The organism is Nocardia sp. XZ_19_369 (assembly GCF_015355715.1).
Classification (GTDB): domain Bacteria; phylum Actinomycetota; class Actinomycetes; order Mycobacteriales; family Mycobacteriaceae; genus Nocardia.
In genome coordinates, this window is record NZ_JACVED010000002.1 from 152,593 (window position 1) to 170,178 (window position 17,586).

16 protein-coding genes are annotated in these 17,586 nt (G+C 66.3%); 9 read left to right on the forward strand and 7 right to left on the reverse strand.

What is annotated here, in order from left to right:
* Nucleotides 1–44: 44 nt before the first annotated feature.
* Nucleotides 45–1,484, reverse strand: coding sequence for a hypothetical protein (locus IBX18_RS06975; protein ID WP_194832911.1), 1,440 nt, complete (start codon nt 1,482–1,484; stop codon nt 45–47).
* Between the two features lie 459 nt (nt 1,485–1,943).
* Here IBX18_RS06975 and IBX18_RS06980 point away from each other — a divergent pair, with 459 nt between their 5' ends.
* Nucleotides 1,944–2,423: a hypothetical protein gene (locus tag IBX18_RS06980; protein ID WP_228540580.1), complete on the forward strand. Its 480-nt coding sequence runs from the start codon at nt 1,944–1,946 to the stop codon at nt 2,421–2,423.
* A gap of 77 nt (nt 2,424–2,500) precedes the next feature.
* Here the strand turns inward: IBX18_RS06980 and IBX18_RS06985 are convergent, their stop codons facing one another.
* Complete coding sequence (locus IBX18_RS06985; protein WP_194832912.1) at nt 2,501–3,445, reverse strand: GlxA family transcriptional regulator; 945 nt, start codon at nt 3,443–3,445, stop codon at nt 2,501–2,503.
* A gap of 183 nt (nt 3,446–3,628) precedes the next feature.
* On the opposite strand from IBX18_RS06985, the gene IBX18_RS06990 reads away from it, so the two are divergent.
* From IBX18_RS06990 to hppD, 3 genes are all read left to right on the forward strand, one after another.
* Complete coding sequence (locus IBX18_RS06990; protein WP_194832913.1) at nt 3,629–4,030, forward strand: hypothetical protein; 402 nt, start codon at nt 3,629–3,631, stop codon at nt 4,028–4,030.
* Nucleotides 4,031–4,194: 164 nt separating this feature from the next.
* Complete coding sequence (locus IBX18_RS06995; protein WP_194832914.1) at nt 4,195–4,737, forward strand: EF-hand domain-containing protein; 543 nt, start codon at nt 4,195–4,197, stop codon at nt 4,735–4,737.
* Nucleotides 4,734–5,867 (forward strand): 4-hydroxyphenylpyruvate dioxygenase, encoded by a 1,134-nt coding sequence (hppD, locus tag IBX18_RS07000; protein WP_194832915.1) that lies wholly within the window; start codon nt 4,734–4,736, stop codon nt 5,865–5,867. The genes IBX18_RS06995 and hppD overlap by 4 nt, the downstream gene beginning before the upstream one ends.
* 58 nt (nt 5,868–5,925) lie before the next feature.
* On the opposite strand, the gene IBX18_RS07005 is transcribed toward hppD, so the two are convergent.
* Together IBX18_RS07005 and IBX18_RS07010 are read right to left on the reverse strand one after the other, a co-directional pair.
* Nucleotides 5,926–7,311: an FAD-binding oxidoreductase gene (locus IBX18_RS07005; RefSeq protein WP_228540581.1), complete on the reverse strand. Its 1,386-nt coding sequence runs from the start codon at nt 7,309–7,311 to the stop codon at nt 5,926–5,928.
* Between the two features lie 152 nt (nt 7,312–7,463).
* On the reverse strand, nt 7,464–7,835 hold the full coding sequence (locus IBX18_RS07010; RefSeq protein ID WP_194832916.1) for a hypothetical protein: 372 nt from the start codon (nt 7,833–7,835) through the stop codon (nt 7,464–7,466).
* Nucleotides 7,836–8,075: 240 nt separating this feature from the next.
* On the opposite strand from IBX18_RS07010, the gene IBX18_RS07015 reads away from it, so the two are divergent.
* The 3 genes from IBX18_RS07015 (at nt 8,076) to IBX18_RS07025 (ending at nt 12,099) form a co-directional block, all read left to right on the forward strand.
* Entirely contained in the window at nt 8,076–9,299 is a 1,224-nt protein-coding gene (locus tag IBX18_RS07015; RefSeq protein ID WP_194832917.1) for a cytochrome P450, read from the forward strand.
* Nucleotides 9,300–9,859: 560 nt separating this feature from the next.
* A complete protein-coding gene (locus tag IBX18_RS07020; protein WP_194832918.1) occupies nt 9,860–10,843 on the forward strand; it encodes a LysR family transcriptional regulator in 984 nt (327 codons plus the stop codon).
* Between the two features lie 107 nt (nt 10,844–10,950).
* A complete protein-coding gene (locus IBX18_RS07025; RefSeq protein WP_194832919.1) occupies nt 10,951–12,099 on the forward strand; it encodes an MCE family protein in 1,149 nt (382 codons plus the stop codon).
* Between the two features lie 16 nt (nt 12,100–12,115).
* Here the strand turns inward: IBX18_RS07025 and IBX18_RS07030 are convergent, their stop codons facing one another.
* The 3 genes from IBX18_RS07030 to IBX18_RS07040 are packed head-to-tail and all read right to left on the reverse strand — an operon-like array spanning nt 12,116 to nt 15,681.
* Complete coding sequence (locus IBX18_RS07030) at nt 12,116–13,489, reverse strand: serine hydrolase (RefSeq protein WP_194832920.1); 1,374 nt, start codon at nt 13,487–13,489, stop codon at nt 12,116–12,118.
* Nucleotides 13,490–13,510: 21 nt separating this feature from the next.
* Nucleotides 13,511–14,956, reverse strand: a complete 1,446-nt coding sequence (locus IBX18_RS07035) for an AarF/ABC1/UbiB kinase family protein (RefSeq protein ID WP_194832921.1) — start codon at nt 14,954–14,956, stop codon at nt 13,511–13,513.
* A gap of 50 nt (nt 14,957–15,006) precedes the next feature.
* A complete protein-coding gene (locus tag IBX18_RS07040; RefSeq protein ID WP_194832922.1) occupies nt 15,007–15,681 on the reverse strand; it encodes a TetR/AcrR family transcriptional regulator in 675 nt (224 codons plus the stop codon).
* A gap of 186 nt (nt 15,682–15,867) precedes the next feature.
* On the opposite strand from IBX18_RS07040, the gene IBX18_RS07045 reads away from it, so the two are divergent.
* Together IBX18_RS07045 and IBX18_RS07050 are read left to right on the forward strand one after the other, a co-directional pair.
* Complete coding sequence (locus IBX18_RS07045) at nt 15,868–16,725, forward strand: SDR family NAD(P)-dependent oxidoreductase (RefSeq protein ID WP_194832923.1); 858 nt, start codon at nt 15,868–15,870, stop codon at nt 16,723–16,725.
* The gene (locus tag IBX18_RS07050) at nt 16,722–17,582 is read left to right on the forward strand and encodes an SDR family NAD(P)-dependent oxidoreductase (protein WP_194832924.1); all 861 of its coding nucleotides are present in this window, start codon (nt 16,722–16,724) and stop codon (nt 17,580–17,582) included. The genes IBX18_RS07045 and IBX18_RS07050 overlap by 4 nt, the downstream gene beginning before the upstream one ends.
* The last annotated feature ends 4 nt before the right edge of the window (nt 17,583–17,586 follow it).

The following is a 17,586-nucleotide window of genomic DNA, read 5'->3' on the forward strand; positions in this document are numbered from 1 at the left end:
GGAATTCGCCAATCTGGAGTGCACGGCGTAACTACCGTATTGCGCTACCGGCACGGAGTGGCGCCGGGCACGATGCGATACTCGATGCCGCTCGGTCGCATTCGGACATTGGTGATCCGAGACGGGTCACCGGTCGGCGTTTCTCTGTCGCCGATGAGGAAGCGGCCCGCCGATTGGCCGATAATCCAGATCGGTTGCTCGCGACCGTTGTCGATGAGACAGGCGGCGTACCGGGTGCCGCCCGGGGTGACGGATTGCTGCTGCACGATCAGCTCCGCCGGTCTGCCCGCTTCGACCATGGCGCTCAACATCCCGACGGTCGCGCACATGAGTAACAACAGCGCAAAGGCCGAGCGCCACACCGGGGTGATGCGCGGCGAGAACAGCCAGTAGATCGCGATCAACGCTCCCGATCCGAGCGCGGCCATGATGAAGCCACGCGCGTTGACAATGACATCGTGCCAGCCGATTTCGAAGGCGAACGCCGGATAGCCGAGCGGTTGGTAGAAGAAGTAGGACGGCAAGCGCACCATGGCCCCGCCGACTCCCGCCAGCAGCACCGAGGCGGCCGTCCGCCGTACGATGAGCCGGGAGCCCGCACGTTGGCGTGGACGCACCGCATCGATGACCAGAATCCAGGCCAGCAGCAGGCCGACGGTCAGCAGTGTCGCGGCGATCAGCCGCGAGTTGAACCAGATCGTCTGCACCGAAAGGAAAAGCAGCGCCCCGGCGCCCGCCATCGCGATCATCCGCAGCACGAGAGTGCCTGCCGTCCAGCATATTCGGATGGCATGGTGGCGTTCCGCGCCGATCAAACGCGCCACGTCGGTTCGGTTGGCGTTCGCCCAGCGCTCCGCTTGCCAACGCGAATAGCCCTGGGGCAGTGCGGCATCCGCTCGGTGCACGGCGACTCGAGTGAACAGGTTCAATGCGCCGAGAACGAGCAGCAGCACAGTCGAAATGCCGATGAGTCCCAGCGCGGGCTCCGGGCCGGTCGGCCGGTCGGGGAACCGGTCGGCAACGGCCACCCCGGCCGCCACACCGAGACCGCCGCTGGCCGTGAGCAGCCCGAATCGAACCCAAATATAGCGTGCGGAGTCATCGGCGATGACCCGAATAGCCTGCTGGCGGAACCATTGTGGCGTTGATCGCCGAAACATCCGGGCGATGACTCTGGCGCCTTTTTCGAGACAGTCATACCAGAAAGTCGGTATCCGAGTCAGTCGCGCCAGCAGGGTGCTCGGCGGGTGAACAGGTGGCGGCTGTGGCTGCTGGACGAGGGGAGTGATTGGTGCAGCCGAGATCTCGGCGAGTGCGTCGACCCGCTTGCCATCGTGCTCGAGCGGTGCGGGCCGGTGCGTGAAACGTAGGCCCGCATAACGGATGCGCTCCAGCGAGGCCTTGTCGATGGCGGCCCGGGAATGCGTATCGACGATGTGCGTGTGGACGTGGCGCACCACTTCCTCGATCGTGCTGCTGGACAACGAACCTCGAATATCCCGTACGTAGGTGTCGCTGTCCGCATGCGCCACCGCCGACCAGCCACCCGCGACTAGCGCATCGCGCGCCCGCCGGCGGTCGTCGGCGGAACCGGAAATATCGACTCGGCATCGGACCCGCGCCAGGAATACCCCGATCAGGTACTGACCGCGATAGGACGAAAAATTCCGAATCGCATTGACGCCCAACACTTGCCCCTATTGCTCGCTCAATTCGACGAGTTGACCGCAGGATACCGCTGCCTGGTCGCGCCTCCGGTGCTGGTTGGATGCCCAATTCGTACCGGTCGCACTACGATTCGAACGGCCCCGTCGATAGTAGCGAGATCCCGACCGGTCGGAATGTGAAAAATCGAATTGATTATCCACCGAGATTGCATCGCATGGGTTTTCGGGCATCGGGTATCCGCCGGGCATATCCCCACCCCTAGAAAGGTGTTTTCAATGGCAAATCGGCTTACTCGCTTCGCTTTATCCATGGCTATCGCCGGGGCGGCGGCGGTTGCGGCGACCGGGCAGGCGGCGGCAGCGCCCGCCAGCGTGTCGATCAATGGCAACATGCAAGTGCTCGGCATGAACGTCCTGCATATCGAGGCGCAGGGGCAGGGGGACGGGCCCGCGACCGGAACCTACTTGGCCGTTGGTCAACTCGGGAACATGCCATTGCCGGTCAAGGTCACCGGCCCGGTCACGTGCCTGACGGTCGTCGGCAACACCGTGTCACTGGTCTACCCGATCAGCACGGCCCAACCCGTGATGGTGTTCGCGCCCGACGCGATGGCCATCCAGATCACCGTCACCAAAGGTCAAGGCGGTCAGCCGAACATGATTGGTTACGGCCTGCCGATGCCGACGAACATGCTCCGAACCTGTAACCCGGGTCCCACCCCGATGGTCTTCGACGGCACGATCGACATCCGCTAGCCCGAACAGCCCTGCACCGGAACGTATCTCGACGAGGCAGTGGCGCACGTCGGGATACGGTCCTTCGTTGGGCACCGTCAGCGGAATGCGTTGCGGTAGGCGCGTGGCGCGGTGCCGATTTCGCGAGTGAAGTGGCGGCGCAAGGTCATCGCGGTGCCGAAACCGGCGGCCTCGGCCACCTGGTCGATGGGCAACTCGGTGGTTTCCAGTAGTCGACGGGCCCGGTCGAGGCGGGCGTGCAGCAGCCAGTGCTGAGCGGTGGTGCCGAGCTGGTCGTGGAAGTGTCTTTGCAAGCTGCGCACCGACATTCCGGCCGCGCGCGCGATCTCGGTTTGCGCCAGGGGGCGTTCGAGATTGTGCTCGATCCACGCCAGCACCGGCTGCAGCGCCGACCGATCGGTGGGCGGCGGGGTGCGCGGGATGAACTGGGCTTGGCCGCCGTCGCGCTGCAAGGGCATCACCAGGTATCGGGCGGTCTCGGCGGCGATCTCGGCACCGTAGTCGTTGCGAACCATGTGCAGGCACATATCCATTACCGCGGCCGACCCGGCGGAGGTGAGCACCGAGCCGTTGTCGACGAACAGCACCGTGGGGTCGACCTCGATCTCCGGATAACGGTCGGCGAGTTCGGCGCAGGCCAGCCAATGGGTGGTCGCCCGCTGCCCGGCCAGCAGCCCGGTGGCGGCCAGCGCGAACGCGCCGGTGCACAACGAGGCGATCCGCGCGCCGCGCTGGGCGGCTCGACGCACGCGATCGAGCTCCCACTGTTCGGTGTCGTACGGCGGTTGTCCGCTCGCAATCAGCACCGTATCCGCTTCGTCGAGCGCCGACGACGGCCATGACGGGCGCAGACCGAAACCCAGCTGGCCACGAGCCATGGCGGTCGTTTCGCCGTCTCCGCAGACGCGGACTTCGTAGAGTTTGGTGCCGTCGGCCCGTCGAGCTACCGCGAAAACCTGGAGGGCGAGCACCAGGTCGAACACCTCCACCCGATCCGGAAGCGCGGCCGCCACGACATGCATCTCGCCATCGTATGGCCAGGTAACGGCGGTGCAGCCCAACGCGCCGCGCCATTGGCGCGATCTGATCGGATAGTGGCGCTTGCTGATCTGGAAACCCGATCATGGTCAGTCGACCATGAGTACGGCAAATAGTTAGCAAATTCGAAATTGCCCACCCCTGACCTCTAGTCGAAGGAGAACTCCATGCGTAAAACGATTCTCGTCTCGGCCGCTTTCGCCACCCTGATCAGCGGATACACCTTGGTGGCAGCCGGTGCCGCGAGCGCGGCAGACCGCACAGCATCCTGCGCCGAGATAGTGCAGATCTCGAAAAAGTTCAACAGCGACATCGACGCCCTGAACGGCGACGACCCGCAATACACCGCCAAACTGAAAACGGTCTACAAGGGTACGAGCGCCTCTTTCACCGACGTGGCGGCCAAGGCGGACGACGGCGAACTGAAGCACACCATCAGCACGGCTGCCGACCAGATGAATCGGCTCAGTTCGGAATCCGACGAGGTTTTCCTCAAAACTCCGCAGGACAAGAACTCCGAATTCATGCAGGCCTTGCTGAAGCTCGACAACGCCTGCCCGACCTCCTGACCACCTCGCAAGCGTCAGGGTTCGGTCGACGGCACCGGTACGCCGGAGCGCGAACAGCGGCGGCTATTGATACTTCGGGAAACCGGCGGCAAACATTTGGTCGGCTCGTTATGCTCGATTCCGCTGTGACCTGTCTCGCTCCCTAGTGGAAGGCGATCGGAATCATGAGCAATGACGCAATGAGTGATGCCGCTTCGAGCAGGCTCCGTATGCGGTTCGACCTGCTGGATGCGAACGGGAACGGCGTGCTGGAGGAGGAGGATTTCCAGCTGCTGGCCGAACGTATCATCACCGGTCTCGGTGAACCGCCCATCTCGGCGAAGGCGCGGGCATTGGTGGCTTCGCATCAAGGGTATTGGCAAGGTTTGTCGGCCCACGCCGATACCAACGGCGATGGCGTAGTGAGCATCGAGGAGTACTTCGCCGCGGTCACCGACCCTTCAGCGAACACGGCGTACCTTCGACCGTATGCGGAGGCGGTCGTCGCGATATGTGACCGCAACGACGACGGCATGATCGACCGGGCCGAGTACACCGATTACATGCGGGTGGTCGGGTTCGACGCCGACAAAGCCGCCGCGATGTTCGCGAAACTCGACACTGCGGGTATCGGCGAAATCCCCGCAACGGAGTGGGTCGAGGTGATCTGCAGGTACTACTCCAGTTCCGCGCAGGATCCGGTGGCCGACCTGCTTGCCAACGCTTGAACGCCCCGGTTGCCGTAGCCACCGCGACCACGAAGGGGCCGTTCGACGTACTCGGCTTCGGCGCGATCGTGTTCGCGGTGGGCAATGCGTTCCAGTCCGCACATTTCTTCGCCAGTGCCTTCGGGATGTCACCGGTGGCGTATCGAGGGCCGGAGACGGGGTGCCCGGATGAGTGCTCGTATGTACTGCGTTCGGGCACAGCCTGTTTCGTGGTTACCGGCGCGGCCCGAGCGGGCACGGAACTGGGCGAGTTCGTTCATCAGCATGGCGATGGGGTGGTCGACGTCGGTCTGGAGGTGTCCGATGTCGGTGCCGCCTACGACCACGCACTTTCCCAGGGCGCGCGCGGGCTCGTCGAGCCGCACCAGATCGGCGATGCGGAGGGGACTGTGCTGCTCGCGTCGATCGCGGCATACGGGCAGGTCCGGCATACCTTCGTCGACCGGTCCCGCTATCGAGGCGTTCATCTGCCGGGCTACGCGGCAGCGACATTCGCGATGTCCGGTGCTGCGGTTCCGTATTTTCATGCGGTCGATCACTGCGTGGCCGCCGTGGAGGCAGGCCGCATGGACGAATGGGTGGACTTCTACCGGCGGGTCCTCGGCTTCGCCACGATGGCAGAGTTCGTAGACGGGGAGATCTCCACGAAATATTCGGCGCTGCGCTCCCGAGTCGTCGCCGACCCGCGGCGGCAAGTGAAATTTCCGGTGGTCGAGCCCGCGGAATCCGCCCGCAACAGCCAGGTCGATGAGTTCCTTCAGTTCTACGGTTGCCCCGGAGTGCAACACGTCGCGCTGGCCACCGACGACATACTGGCTGCCATCGATGGCATGCGCGCAGGCGGTGTGGAGTTTCTGCCGACACCGGACACCTACTACGACGACCCGGAACTGCTCGACCGCTTGGGGCCGATCACCACACCGGTCGCCGAACTCGCCCGGCGCGGCGCGTTGGTGGACCGCGACGAACACGGCCACCTCCTGCAGATCCTCACCCGACCGCCACTGGACCGGCCGACCGGGTTCTTCGAACTCATCGAACGGCACGGCTCGCAGGGTTTCGGCGTCGGCAATTTCGCCGCGCTGTTCCAGGCGATCGAACGCGAACAGGACCGGCGCGGAAACCTGTGAACCCGGCGTCAGGAGCGCAGGATGGCGAAGTGGTCGCAGGCGACGGGCGGGTTCGGTGTTATATGTCGAGTACCTTGCCCGGGTTCAGCAGGTTGTCGGGGTCGAGGGTGCGTTTGATGGCGATCATGAGATCGACGGCGGCACCGTGTTCTTCGCGCAGGTACTTCTTCTTGGTGAGGCCGATGCCGTGTTCGCCGGTCGCGGTGCCGCCTACGGACAGGGTGTGGCGGACCAGCGTGTCGGAAAACTGTTGTACGGCAGCATAGTTCAGGTCGGTATAGGGCACGATGGTGTGCACGTTGCCGTCGCCGATGTGTCCGGCGACGCTGACCGTCAGGCCGAGTTCGTCGCCGAGCCGGGTCGCGGTGTCGACCGCCGCGGCGATCTGCGAGTAGGGGACGGCGGTGTCGGTCACCATGAAACGGCTGCCGGGGTGGCGCGCCTTGAGTGCGAAGAAGAGGTTGTGCCGGTCTTCCCAGAGTGCGTGCCGTTCGGTGTGCGAGCGGGCGGCGGTGACGTCGAGGGCGTTGTGCGCTGTGACGATCCGCTGGATCTCCTGCTCTTCGGCGACGGCAGCCGGTTCCGACGACGACTCGATATCGATGAACAGTGCCGGTGTCTCGGCGTAGTGATCGGCGCCGCGAAACGCGTTGAGCGCGGCCATGCCCGGGGCATCGACGAGTTCGAGTCTGCTGACCGGCAGTGCGGCACCGAGCATCTCGACGGCCGCGTCGACCGCCGCCGCCACGGTGGGGAACGAAACGCGCAGCGAGCGTAGGCATTCCGGGATCGGATGCAGCCGAACCGTGAGTTCGGTGATGATACCGAGCGTCCCGGCCGAGCCGATAAGCAGATCTTTCAGGTCGTAGCCGCTCGACGATTTGCGGACCGCGCGACCGAGCCGCGCCACCGTGCCGTCGGCGAGTACCACCTGCAACGCAAGCACATTCGCGTGCATGCCGCCGTAGCGGACGGTGGTGGTACCGCTGGCATTGGTCGCCGCCATGCCGCCCAGCGACGCGTCGGCGCCGGGATCCACCGTGAACTGCACACCCGATGCCACCGTGGCGGCGTTCAGTTGGGTGCGGGTGACCCCGGGTTGGACCGTCGCGGTGAAGTCGGTGGGGGAGACGTCCAGAATCGAATTCGACTGCGACAGGTCGACGATGAGCTCGTTGCCTTGCGCGAGCAGGTGACCTTCCAGACTGGTTCCGGCGCCTCGGCAGATGAGCGGCGTCCCCGTGGCGCGCGCCCACCGGACCGTCGCGGCCACCTCGTGGACGTCTGCCGGGTACACGACGCCGCGCGGGCGTTGCCCGGCCCGGCCCGTCTCATCGATCGTGTACTGGTTGAGAATCGCTGGGCGAGTGTCGATCTCGAGGGGCGGTCCGTCGAACGCGGTGGTCATCGCGGAACCGACATCGTGCGCACCATGCTCCTCCATCCGGGCCGCCCTCGCTCGACCCCGTGTTCGCATGGTAGATCCCGCGCGTCGGCCGCCGCTGGCGATCGGCGTCGCGGAACAAAACCTGAGCGTCGATGGAGGCGGGCCGGGTGGGGCCCGTCAGAGGTAAAAGCTGCGTCGGTCAGCCGGTATCAGGGCACGTCCAGCACGGTCGCGGGGACACCGTAGGGCAGGAACCGGACGCGACGGTTCTCGTCGGTATTGTCGCGATGCGCACGCAAGGCCTCGAGTTCGCTCGGGAACACCTGCTCGACCCTGGCCTCGCCGGCGTCGTCGACGCGGTAGATGACCCATACCCCGCTGCCGGTCTCGCCGGTGGTCTCGTCCTCCGGCTTCGGCGGCTGCGCGCGCTCCGGCTGCACGAACTGGCCGAACAGCGACGCCAGGGTATTCACGCCGGTGCGGTCGACCTTGCCGAGGAAATCCCGGATTTCGATCCCCGCCTCCCGCAACGCGCGTTCGAGGTCTTCCGGACCGATCCCAAAAGGTCTGTCAGGTGCCATCACATTGCTCCTCGAGACGGATTCGTCGCTTCGCCTTCAGTGTCCTCGCGTAACCGCGATTTCGCCACGACCGGATCGTTCCACCCTTGCCGCGGCGCGGATGTTCTATTCGGTTGGCGCCGCGGTTCAAGCGTGCGCCGGGCCGATCTTTCTAGGCTACGTCGATCGCCCGATCGAAAATTTGCAGCACCTGTGCAAATGCCGAGCAGGCGTGTGAGCCAAGAGAATTCGGAGCTTTCCATGGAAGACCAGCCCATCGTTCTGGACGCCACCGGCGTCGATATCCAAGGCGAATCGGCGCGGATCCGCCGGCGTGGCCCGATCACCCCGGTCGTGCTGCCCGGTGGCGTGCCCGTGTGGTCGGTGACCGACACCGCGCTGCTACGCGCCCTGCTGACCGACTCCCGGGTATCCAAGGATCCTCGTCAGCACTGGACAACCTTCAGCAACGGTCAGATCGCCGAGGATTGGCCGCTGCGCTCGTGGGTCGCCGTCGACAACATGTTCACCGCCTACGGCCCCGCGCATCGGCGGCTGCGGAAGCTGGTGTCCCCGGCGTTCACCCACCGCAGGTCGATGGCGATGCGCGCACGGATCGAAGCGATCACCGCCGATCTGCTGGACCAGTTGGCCGCGCTCCCGCCCGGGACCGTCGTCGACCTGCGGGAGCGGTTCGCGTATCCGGTGCCGATCCGAGTGATCAGCGAAATGATCGGAGTCCCGGATGAACTGATCGCCCCGATGCGCTCGTGCGTCGACCGGTTCTTCGACACCTCGCGTACCCCGGAACAGGCGGTTGCCGGCTATCTCGAGATGTACGGACTGGTCGGCGAGCTCGTCTCCTACCGCAGGGGCAGGCCCGGTGACGACATCACCAGCCTGCTGACCGTCACCTACGACGAAGACGGCAGCAGGCTGACCGAGAAGGAACTGGTCGACACGCTCATGCTGATCATCACCGCCGGCCATGAGACCACGGTGAACCTGCTCGACCACGCGATCTTCGCGCTGCTGACCCAGCCGCGGCAGCGCGCCGACGTGCTGGCCGGACGATCGAGCTGGGCCGACGTGGTGGAGGAGACGTTGCGCCACCAAGCGCCCATCGCGCACCTGTTGCTGCGGTACGCGACCGAGGATCTCGACCTCGGTGGCGTCCGAATCCCGAAGGGCGAGGCGATCCTCGCGTCCTATGCCGCGGCCGGTCGCGACCCCGAGGTGCACGGGCCCACCGCCGACGATTTCGATGTGCACCGCGGCACCAAGGATCAACACCTCGCTTTCGGCTACGGCACCCACCACTGCCTCGGTGCGCCGCTGGCCAGGTTGGAGGGGCAGATCGCGCTGCCTGCCTTGTTTGCCCGTTTTCCGGAGCTGCGGCTGGCCGTCGAGCCTGCCGAGATGGCGCCGTTGGGCAGCTTCATCTCGAATGGGCATGCACGACTGCCCGTTTATCTCGTCGGCTGAGCCGCGTCGTCCGAATATCGGGAGGGACTCGATTCCTGTCCAGCACATTCTCGGAGCCATCGATAGGCGGCTTTGATAAAAGTGCATGAAGGCAAGTTCGCCCCTTTGTGTTTCTGCACATATGCGCGCTCGGTAATGAGAATGTCGGCTTACCGCCATTGAGCTCCACTTCATATCGGATGACGCCGCCGTAGTGGACGCTTGACCAATTCGGCAATTGGCAAAATAGTGGCATCCGGTTACCTTGCGCGGCAACGAAACCGGGCGCAGAGCAGCTGAAACCCGACCTCACAAATCGGCGAGCCGGAAGGTGGGATATGAATAGATCCGACGATTCGGCCCCGAGCCGAACGGTGATCCGGGCAACAGTCGAATTTAGTGTTACTCGAGGTTTGACTAACAGTCATCTCCAGTAGATACTGCTTGCGCAAGCCGGAGTAACAACTCGACGGCGGCTCCGTCGAGGACTCGCTATTCGAATTCATAGGATGAACGGCGCGCAAAAGAATTCGAATGGACCGTGGCTGTGGATTGCCGATGGCTCGACACGAAGGTTGCCGATGTCTGAAAACCCTGTACTCAGTTCCACCGCGATCACGCTGCGACAGTTCGACTACTTCGTGCACGCGGTGGAACTGGGTTCGCTGTCCGCGGCGGCGCGGCGGTTCGGCATCACGCCGTCCGCGATGTCGCAGCAGATCGATGTGCTGGAGACCTCGTTGGGCCGCAACGTGTTCGATCCGCAGTCGCGCCGATCCAGGCTCACCGATTTCGGCAGGGCGTTCTTCGTCCAGGCCTCCAAAGTCGTCGAATCCGCCCGGCAGGCGATGGCCATGGGGGAGTCGTTCGGCGACGGCGTGATGACCGTCGGCACCACGCCGACCATCGCGCAGAAGCTGTTGCCGCCGCTGGTCTACCGGATGCGCCACGAACGCCATCTCGACAGCGTCGAGGTCAGGGCGTTCACCGATCTCCGTGAGCTCGACGCGACGTTGGAAGAGGGCGGCCTCGATCTCGCCGTCGGACCGCTCGGGCAGGCAGGCTCGCGCCTCGTGCACTGCTTCGGCGAGGAAGAGCTCGTCGTGGTGTGTCACCCCAGCCAGCGCGGCAACTTCGACGGCTCGTGGAAGCAACTGGTCGAGGCGCCGTGGATCCGCTGCGGCGCGAACTCCGATCTCACCGACACGTTGCTGCGCGAGGGAGCCCGCGCGGGGGTGCCGATCCGATTCGCGGTCCGCGCACCCGACGTGTCCACCGCGTTGAGCATGGTGGAGTACGGCGTCGGCATCGCACTGGTGCCGAGGATGGCACTGCACGGTTCGGCCAGGCTGCTGTCGGTCATCCGGTTGTCTCGTCCGGTCCGGCGCGAATTGGCAGTTCACGCGCGAGACAAGTCGCCTCAGGTCGTGAAGTTCCTCGAGGTCATCAGCGATCCGGAGCTCATCCGAAAGTTCGGCGTCGCAGGCCTGTTGGCGACCCGGACTTCCGATCACGAAGCGGCGCAACATCGCCCGACCATGCCGATCGGGCCGCTGCCCATCTAAGGTACGAACGCTCTTCTGCTGTGGGAGAAGAACTTTCGCAGCCACGATTTGGGCACGGAGTGTGCTTCCGACTGGTAGTTTCAGGCTACGGTCGGGGGGAGTCGTGAATGAGTGCAGAGCTCGAAGTCGATGCGCTGGAGCACGCGAACCCGGAAAGCGCACAGACCAACCTTGTTCGCCGCCGCGTCCGAACGACGATCATGGCGTTGGTGGCGATCGTCGCGGTGACGGTCGGCTCCGGGTGCGGTCTCACGGTGCAGAAGCTGCCGTTGCCCATGCCGGGTGTGTCCGGTGAAACCTACACGGTGCACGCGATATTCGAGGACGCGCTGAGCTTGGCGGATCAGGCGAAGGTGCGGATCGGCGGCTCGAATGTCGGTGTGGTCACCAAGATCAGCACCAAGGACTTCCGGGCGATCGTGGACCTGACCATCAGCACGGACGTCGATCTGCCGGAGGGCAGCACGGCCGAACTGCGCCAGGACACCCCGCTCGGCGAGATATTCGTCGCGGTGTCCACGCCGCCCGCCGGACCGGGTGCGCCGATGCTCCGCGACGGCGCCACCCTCGGTCTCGACAGGACGTCCTCGGCCGCGTCCGCCGAACAGCTGCTGATCTCGATCTCCTTGCTGTTCAACGGCGGTGGAGTGGCCGCACTCGCCGAGCTGACCTCGGAGCTGGACGCGATCGTGGGTGGTCGAGGCGGCCAGTTGTCCCACCTGATCACCGAAATGACCGGTGTGGTCCACAGTTTGAACGTCAACAGTGTCCGAGTGGACGCCGCGCTCACCGAGTTCAGCACGCTCGCAGGCAGTATCGAGGCCCGGCACGGCGAACTGGGCCGGGTGGCGGGCGCGCTGCCCGACCTGCTCGGCACGCTCGCCGAAAACAACAGAGCCATCGGCGATTTGCTGACGAAGGTGTCGGCGACCAGCGCGGCGCTCGGCGATTACGCCGATACCACCGGTCGGCACCTCGCCGACCTGCTCGACAACACCCGCCGGTTGATGGGCGAGCTGGCTGCGGCCGGTGACGATCTCGGTACGATGCTCGACCTCATGCACACGCTGCGCCTCAGGCTCGATACGGCCGTCCGCGGCAAGAGTATCGGCATCTTCTTCACCGTGACCGCGCTGGACGTCAGCGTGCTGACCGATCCCCAGGGTCAATTGCTACCGGATGCGCAGGACTTCGTCGGCAGCCTGATCCAGGTGCTGCAACTCGTGCAGTCCCGAGTGCAGGGCGGCCACCGATGATCAGCGCGGGGACGTCCTAGCCTCGTCCTTGCCAGCCCGCCGGGTCGACACCACCGGGGATGGGCTCGACCGGCTCGTAAGGCGCGCGGGTGAACACATAGCTCACGAGCTCCAGCCGCTGTGCCACGCCGTCGGGGCCACGCACTACTTCCATGCGCTCACCGGCGTAGTACCCGTCGAGTCCGGTCCAGGAGCCGTCGGAGTCGGGCCGGAACCGTGACTCCCGCCCGCCGTGCGCGAGGGCTTTGAGTGACAGCAGGCCATCGGCGCTCAGGTGCAGCGCGATCGAGGCGGTGCCCCAGTACCAGGTTCCGGTGAGCGCCAACAGTTTCGGGTCGACCTCGGGCGCGGGCAACCACTCTTCGGGCAGGTTCGGTTCGTGCTCGGCCAGGATGTCCAGCATCGCACCGGTCAGCTTGCCGCGGATGCCGCCGTAGGTGGTGTTGGACAGGAACAGCACACCGGTGCGGTCCTTCGGGTCGGCCCAGACCTCGGCGATGAAGCCGGGCATGGCCCCGGTGTGTCCGGCCAGCCGGCGGCCGTCGCGGCGCTGCAACTGCAGGCCCAGCCCGTAGCCGGCGTCCCACCGGTCGCCGTCCGTGACGATGGCGGGCTCGCGCATCTCCGCCAAGGTGTCTGCGGCGAGCACGTCGCCGGTGTCGCCGCCGAGGAACGCCGCCCAGCGGGCCAGGTCGGACACCGTGGACCACAGCTGACCCGCCGCGCCCATCGCCCCGTGGTCGTGTGCGGGCTCCGGCAGCACGACGTCGGCCCAGGGATGCACCGCCCAGCCGGTGGCGTGCGGCGCGGCGGGCGACACGGTCGTGCGGCCCATGCCCAGCGGGACGAGCACCTCGGCGCGCAAAGCCTCGAACCAGCTCCGGCCGCGCAGCTGCGCGACCAACTCGCCGAGCGCGGCGAAACCGACATTGGAATAGTGGAATCGGCGGCCCGCCCGATGCAACAGTGCTTTGCTGCCCGGGTCGCCGTTCATGCTGTCGGCGAGATCGGCCCAATCCCCGCCCTCGGTGCGCTCCCACCAGTCGCCGGGCGACTCCGCACGCAGGCCCGCGGTGTGCGAGAGCAGTTGGGCGACAGTGCGATCCCCGAGCGGCGCGCCGGGCACGTGCTTGGTCAGCGGGTCGGCCAGGTCGAGCTTGCCCTCGTCGCGCAACCGCAGCACCATGGTGGCCACCATCGACTTGGTGATCGAGCCGATGCGGTACTGGGTATCGATAGTCGGCTGACTGCCGTCGACCCGGCCCCTGGCCCCCGACCACACCAGCTCGCCGTCGCGCACCACGGCGGCGATGAGCGAGGGCACCCGGTACTCCGCTTGCTCGACGGCGACCCGGTGCAACAACGCCCGCTCGGTCGATGGCAACAGCATCCTGCGACTTCCTTTCAGTACTTAGGACAGATCAGCGTTTCCCGCGACCGGCAGTGCACCGTCGGCCGCCGATCTGTTCCGCTGGGTCAGCCAATCATGTTCGAGCACGCCCAGTTCGGTGCGGGGTAATTCGTGGTAGCACCATTCGCGGGCGATGCGGTGCCAGTTGCCGCTGGCGCGGAGCTTGCCGAGCAGGGCGAGGGTGCCGTATTCCACCCGACGGGCGAAAGCATGTTCGGCGGGCGCGTATTCGCGCCGCCAGCGGTCGAAGTAGCCGCGGCGTGGGTCGACGAAGGCGAGCACGGCGTGCGCCGCGGCGTCCTCGGCGACCCGGATCTCGGCGTCGGTGAGCAGCCAGCCGGAGACCTCGTGCACCAGGCGCAGGCAATCGTCCGCACTGGCCAGCGAATCCTGCTCCAGCACACCGTATTCCACCAGTAGCGCGCGCAGGTCGGCGCCGCGGTACTCGGCGGCGGCTCGGACACAGTGCAATTCGAATTCGACTGCGGCCTCGTCCATGTGCTTGAACAGGCCGAAGTCGAGGAAGGCGACCTTGCCGTCGGCGGCGAGCAGGATGTTGCCCGGGTGCGGATCGCCGGAGAAGCAGCGTTCCCGCGCCATGGCGCCCAGGTAGAAGCGGTGCAGGATCTCGCCGACGCGGTCACGCTCCGGATCGGGCAGCGCGACGATCTCGGCGAAACTCAGACCCTCGACCAGTTCGGTGACGAGCACCCGGGCCGTGCACAGCTCGGTCACCACCTCGGGGATGCGGATGAACGGATGGTCGCGGTAGCTGTCCGCGACGAGCCGGTGATGCTCGGCTTCGGCGCGATAGTCGGTCTCGTCGGCGAAATGCGTGGTGAGCTCGCGGAACAGCGCGTGGTCGGCGACCGCGGGCGCGACCGTGCGCAGCATCCGCATGACCAGGCTGAGGTTCTTCAGATCGGCCCGGACCGCGACGTCGATGCCGGGGTACTGCACCTTGACCGCCACCGCGCGGCCGTCGGTGAGCCGCGCGCGGTAGACCTGGCCGATCGAGGCCGCGCCGATCGGCTCGGACTCGAACGCCGCGAACACCTCGCCGATCGGGCGGGCGTAGTCGGCCTCGATGACCGTGCGCATCCGCGCGAACGGTAGCTGCGGTGCCTGGTCGTAGAGGGCGGCGAGCTTGCGCTGGAATCGTTCGCGCTGGGCAGCGGGCAGGGTCTCGATGCCGAACGCGGCCAGCAGATCGAACATCGACAGCAACTGGCCTGCCTTCATGGCCAGCCCCTTCATGCTGCCCAGCACGGTGACGATGTCCTCGGCCGCGTCGGCGAGTGCGCGTTCGGTGCGTGCGATTCGCTCCGCGTCGGTGTCGCCCACCATCGACAGCTTGACCCCCGCACCGCGAACCGCCTGTCCGGCAACGAGTTTGCCGAACACGGCGCCGCGCCGCACTCGTGAGGTGGGTATCTGCTCCGCCATCGAACGCCCTTCCGCAGGGATCGGCCGAGATTAGCAGACGACTACGTCGACTAATTCGCCGCTGGCTGGGGGCCGCGCAGGCCGGGGGTGAGCACGGCCAGCACGGTGTCGGTGTACCTGCGCCGGTCGAGCTCGCCGCCACCTTGCAAGGTGCGCATCACCGGGGGGATGGTCAGCGCCATCAGCATCCACGCGACATCGGTGGTGTTCACGTCGGCGCGCAGGACGCCGGCGTCGACGGCGCGGGACAGGAAGCGCTCGACCGCGGCCGCGAGGATGCCGCCGAGGCCGATCAGCCGAGTGTTGAGTTCGTCGTCGATGCCGGGCAGTTCGAACAGCATCGCCTGCATCAGGGCCGGGTCGGATTCGGCGATCCGGCACATCCGGTCCACCGCGCCGGACCAGGTCTGGACCAGCCGATCGACGGTCATCTCGGACTCGATCGACGCGGGCTCGAACACGTCGTCCGCGATCTCGGTGAGGATGCGATCGAGGCCGTAGTCGACCACCTCGTCGAGAATCGCTCGCTTGCTGTCGAAGTAGCGGTAGAAGGTGCCGTAGCCGATGCCGATCGCCGCGGTGATGTCCGCGGTCGACGCCGCGGCATAGCCCTTCGTGGTGAACACCTGGTAGGCGGCGGCGATCAGCTCGCGCCTGCGTCGCTCGGTGTTCTGTTCGTCGCGCGGCCTGCCCGGCCCGCGGCCGCGCTTGGCTGCTTCGGTCATCCCGCACATCGTATGCCCTGGCGGCGGACCGTCTCTTGCGCTTCTGTCTGAGACAGTTTACTTTTAGTGACATCAGCGTCGGTTAATTGATCGCTGCTCGATCGGCTGTTCCGGCAGAGGACGACACAGGAGTCGCGGCATGATTCATTTCCCCTTGTTCGCCAGTGCACGACCAGGTTGTCGATCATGACCGTGACCGTGGTGACCGGGGCCGGTAGCGGGATCGGCCGGGCCACCGCCCTGCGGTTCGCGAAGCGCGGCGCGACGGTGATCGTCGCCGACATCGACGAACGCGGCGGAAAAGAAACGGCTGGGCTGGTCCGCGCGGCGGGCGGGCAGGGGGAGTTCTACCCGCTCGATGTCGCCGACGCGGCCGACCTCGCGGTGTTCGCCGCGCAGGTGTCGCAGACACACGGCGTCCCGGATGTGGTGGTCAACAACGCCGGCATCTTGATCTCGGGCGGCTTTCTCGAGCAGACCGGCGACGACTGGCGGCGCATGATCGCCATCAACATGATGGGTCCGCTGCTGGGTTCCAGGCTGTTCGTGCAGCAGATGGTCGAGGCGGGCAAGCGCGGCGCCATCGTCAACATCTGCTCGGTCGGCGCGTTCCTGCCCACACCGCTCGCGCCGTCGTACGTGACCGCGAAAGCCGGTGCGTGGCTGGGCACGCAGGCGCTGCGAGCCGAATTCGCCGGTCGCGGTATCCGAGTGAGTGCGGTGTGCCCCGGGCTGATCGATACGCACCTGTCCGCCAACGGAACCCGGGCGGGCACGGACGAGCAGCACGGGGCCGAGTGGGCCGTGAAACTCGCGCGCGGGCAGCGGATCTTCGGCCGATCCCCGGACCGGGTCGCCGCGGCGGTCGAGCGCGCGGTGCGCTGGAACCTCGCCACCGTGCCGGTAGGTCTCGAAGCTTGGGCCGGTTGGTATCTGGCGCGCCTGTCGCCGGGGCTCATGCGCGGCATCGTCGGGCTGGCCCGGATGCCGTTGGCGGAGCGAGCGGTTCAGCTCTCCGATCGAGTGCTGGGTGGGCGGCGATGAGAACAGCGATCGTCACCGGTGGTGGCGCGGGGATCGGGCGCGAGACCGCACTATTGCTCGCGGACACCGGATATCGAGTGGTAGTGGCCGATATCGATGAGCACACCGCGCAGTCGGTGGCCGACGAGATCGTCGCCGCGGGCGGGCGCGGGCATCCCTATCGGCTGGATGTGGCGAGCGAAGCGCAATGGGACACGTGCGCCGAGTGGGTGCGCGGCGAGTTCGGACCTGCGCACATCCTGGTGAACAACGCGGGAGTCATGGATACCGGCGGGTTCTACGAAACCAGTGCGGCACAGTGGCAGCGCACCGTCGACATCGATCTGATGAGCGTGATCTACGGGTCGCGGGTGTTCGCCCGGCAGATGATCGATGCCGGTATCGACGGGCACATCGTCAACGTGTCGTCCGGGGCCGCGTTCTTCCCCGCCAAGTACATCCCGGCCTACGCGGCGGCCAAAGCCGCGGTGCTGATGGCCAGCCAGGCGTTGCGAGTGGAGTTGCGGCCCAAGGGCATCGGCGTCACGGCCATCTGTCCCGGTGCCATCCGGACCGACTTGCTCGCGCACGGTGAGCGCGCGGGGCTCGACGCCGATCAGCAAGCGGCCTGGCGCGCGGACATCGGCCGGGTCCAGAGCCTGTCCTTCGCCGGGCCGGACAAGGTCGCGCGCGCCATCGAACGTGCGATCCGCCGGAATCGGGCGATCGTGCCGGTGAATCCGGAGGCCTGGCTCGGGTACGGGCTGTTCCGCCTGTCGCCCGGCCTGATCCGCACGGTGGGCAGCATCGGGTCCTTCGATCTGGCCGACAAGCTGCTACCCCGCATCCAGCCGTTGCTGAACCGAATCACGAAGTGAGACA

Bases quoted from the DNA above. Each gene is read 5' to 3' on its own strand.
- IBX18_RS06980 (WP_228540580.1), top strand. From the start codon at position 1,944: ATGGCAAATCGGCTTACTCGCTTCGCTTTATCCATGGCTATCGCCGGG.
- IBX18_RS06985 (WP_194832912.1), bottom strand. From the start codon at position 3,445: ATGCATGTCGTGGCGGCCGCGCTTCCGGATCGGGTGGAGGTGTTCGAC.
- IBX18_RS06990 (WP_194832913.1), top strand. From the start codon at position 3,629: ATGCGTAAAACGATTCTCGTCTCGGCCGCTTTCGCCACCCTGATCAGC.
- IBX18_RS06995 (WP_194832914.1), top strand. From the start codon at position 4,195: ATGAGCAATGACGCAATGAGTGATGCCGCTTCGAGCAGGCTCCGTATG.
- IBX18_RS07005 (WP_228540581.1), bottom strand. From the start codon at position 7,311: ATGGAGGAGCATGGTGCGCACGATGTCGGTTCCGCGATGACCACCGCG.
- IBX18_RS07010 (WP_194832916.1), bottom strand. From the start codon at position 7,835: ATGGCACCTGACAGACCTTTTGGGATCGGTCCGGAAGACCTCGAACGC.
- IBX18_RS07015 (WP_194832917.1), top strand. From the start codon at position 8,076: ATGGAAGACCAGCCCATCGTTCTGGACGCCACCGGCGTCGATATCCAA.
- IBX18_RS07020 (WP_194832918.1), top strand. From the start codon at position 9,860: ATGTCTGAAAACCCTGTACTCAGTTCCACCGCGATCACGCTGCGACAG.
- IBX18_RS07025 (WP_194832919.1), top strand. From the start codon at position 10,951: ATGAGTGCAGAGCTCGAAGTCGATGCGCTGGAGCACGCGAACCCGGAA.
- IBX18_RS07030 (WP_194832920.1), bottom strand. From the start codon at position 13,489: ATGCTGTTGCCATCGACCGAGCGGGCGTTGTTGCACCGGGTCGCCGTC.
- IBX18_RS07035 (WP_194832921.1), bottom strand. From the start codon at position 14,956: ATGGCGGAGCAGATACCCACCTCACGAGTGCGGCGCGGCGCCGTGTTC.
- IBX18_RS07040 (WP_194832922.1), bottom strand. From the start codon at position 15,681: ATGACCGAAGCAGCCAAGCGCGGCCGCGGGCCGGGCAGGCCGCGCGAC.
- IBX18_RS07045 (WP_194832923.1), top strand. From the start codon at position 15,868: ATGACCGTGACCGTGGTGACCGGGGCCGGTAGCGGGATCGGCCGGGCC.
- IBX18_RS07050 (WP_194832924.1), top strand. From the start codon at position 16,722: ATGAGAACAGCGATCGTCACCGGTGGTGGCGCGGGGATCGGGCGCGAG.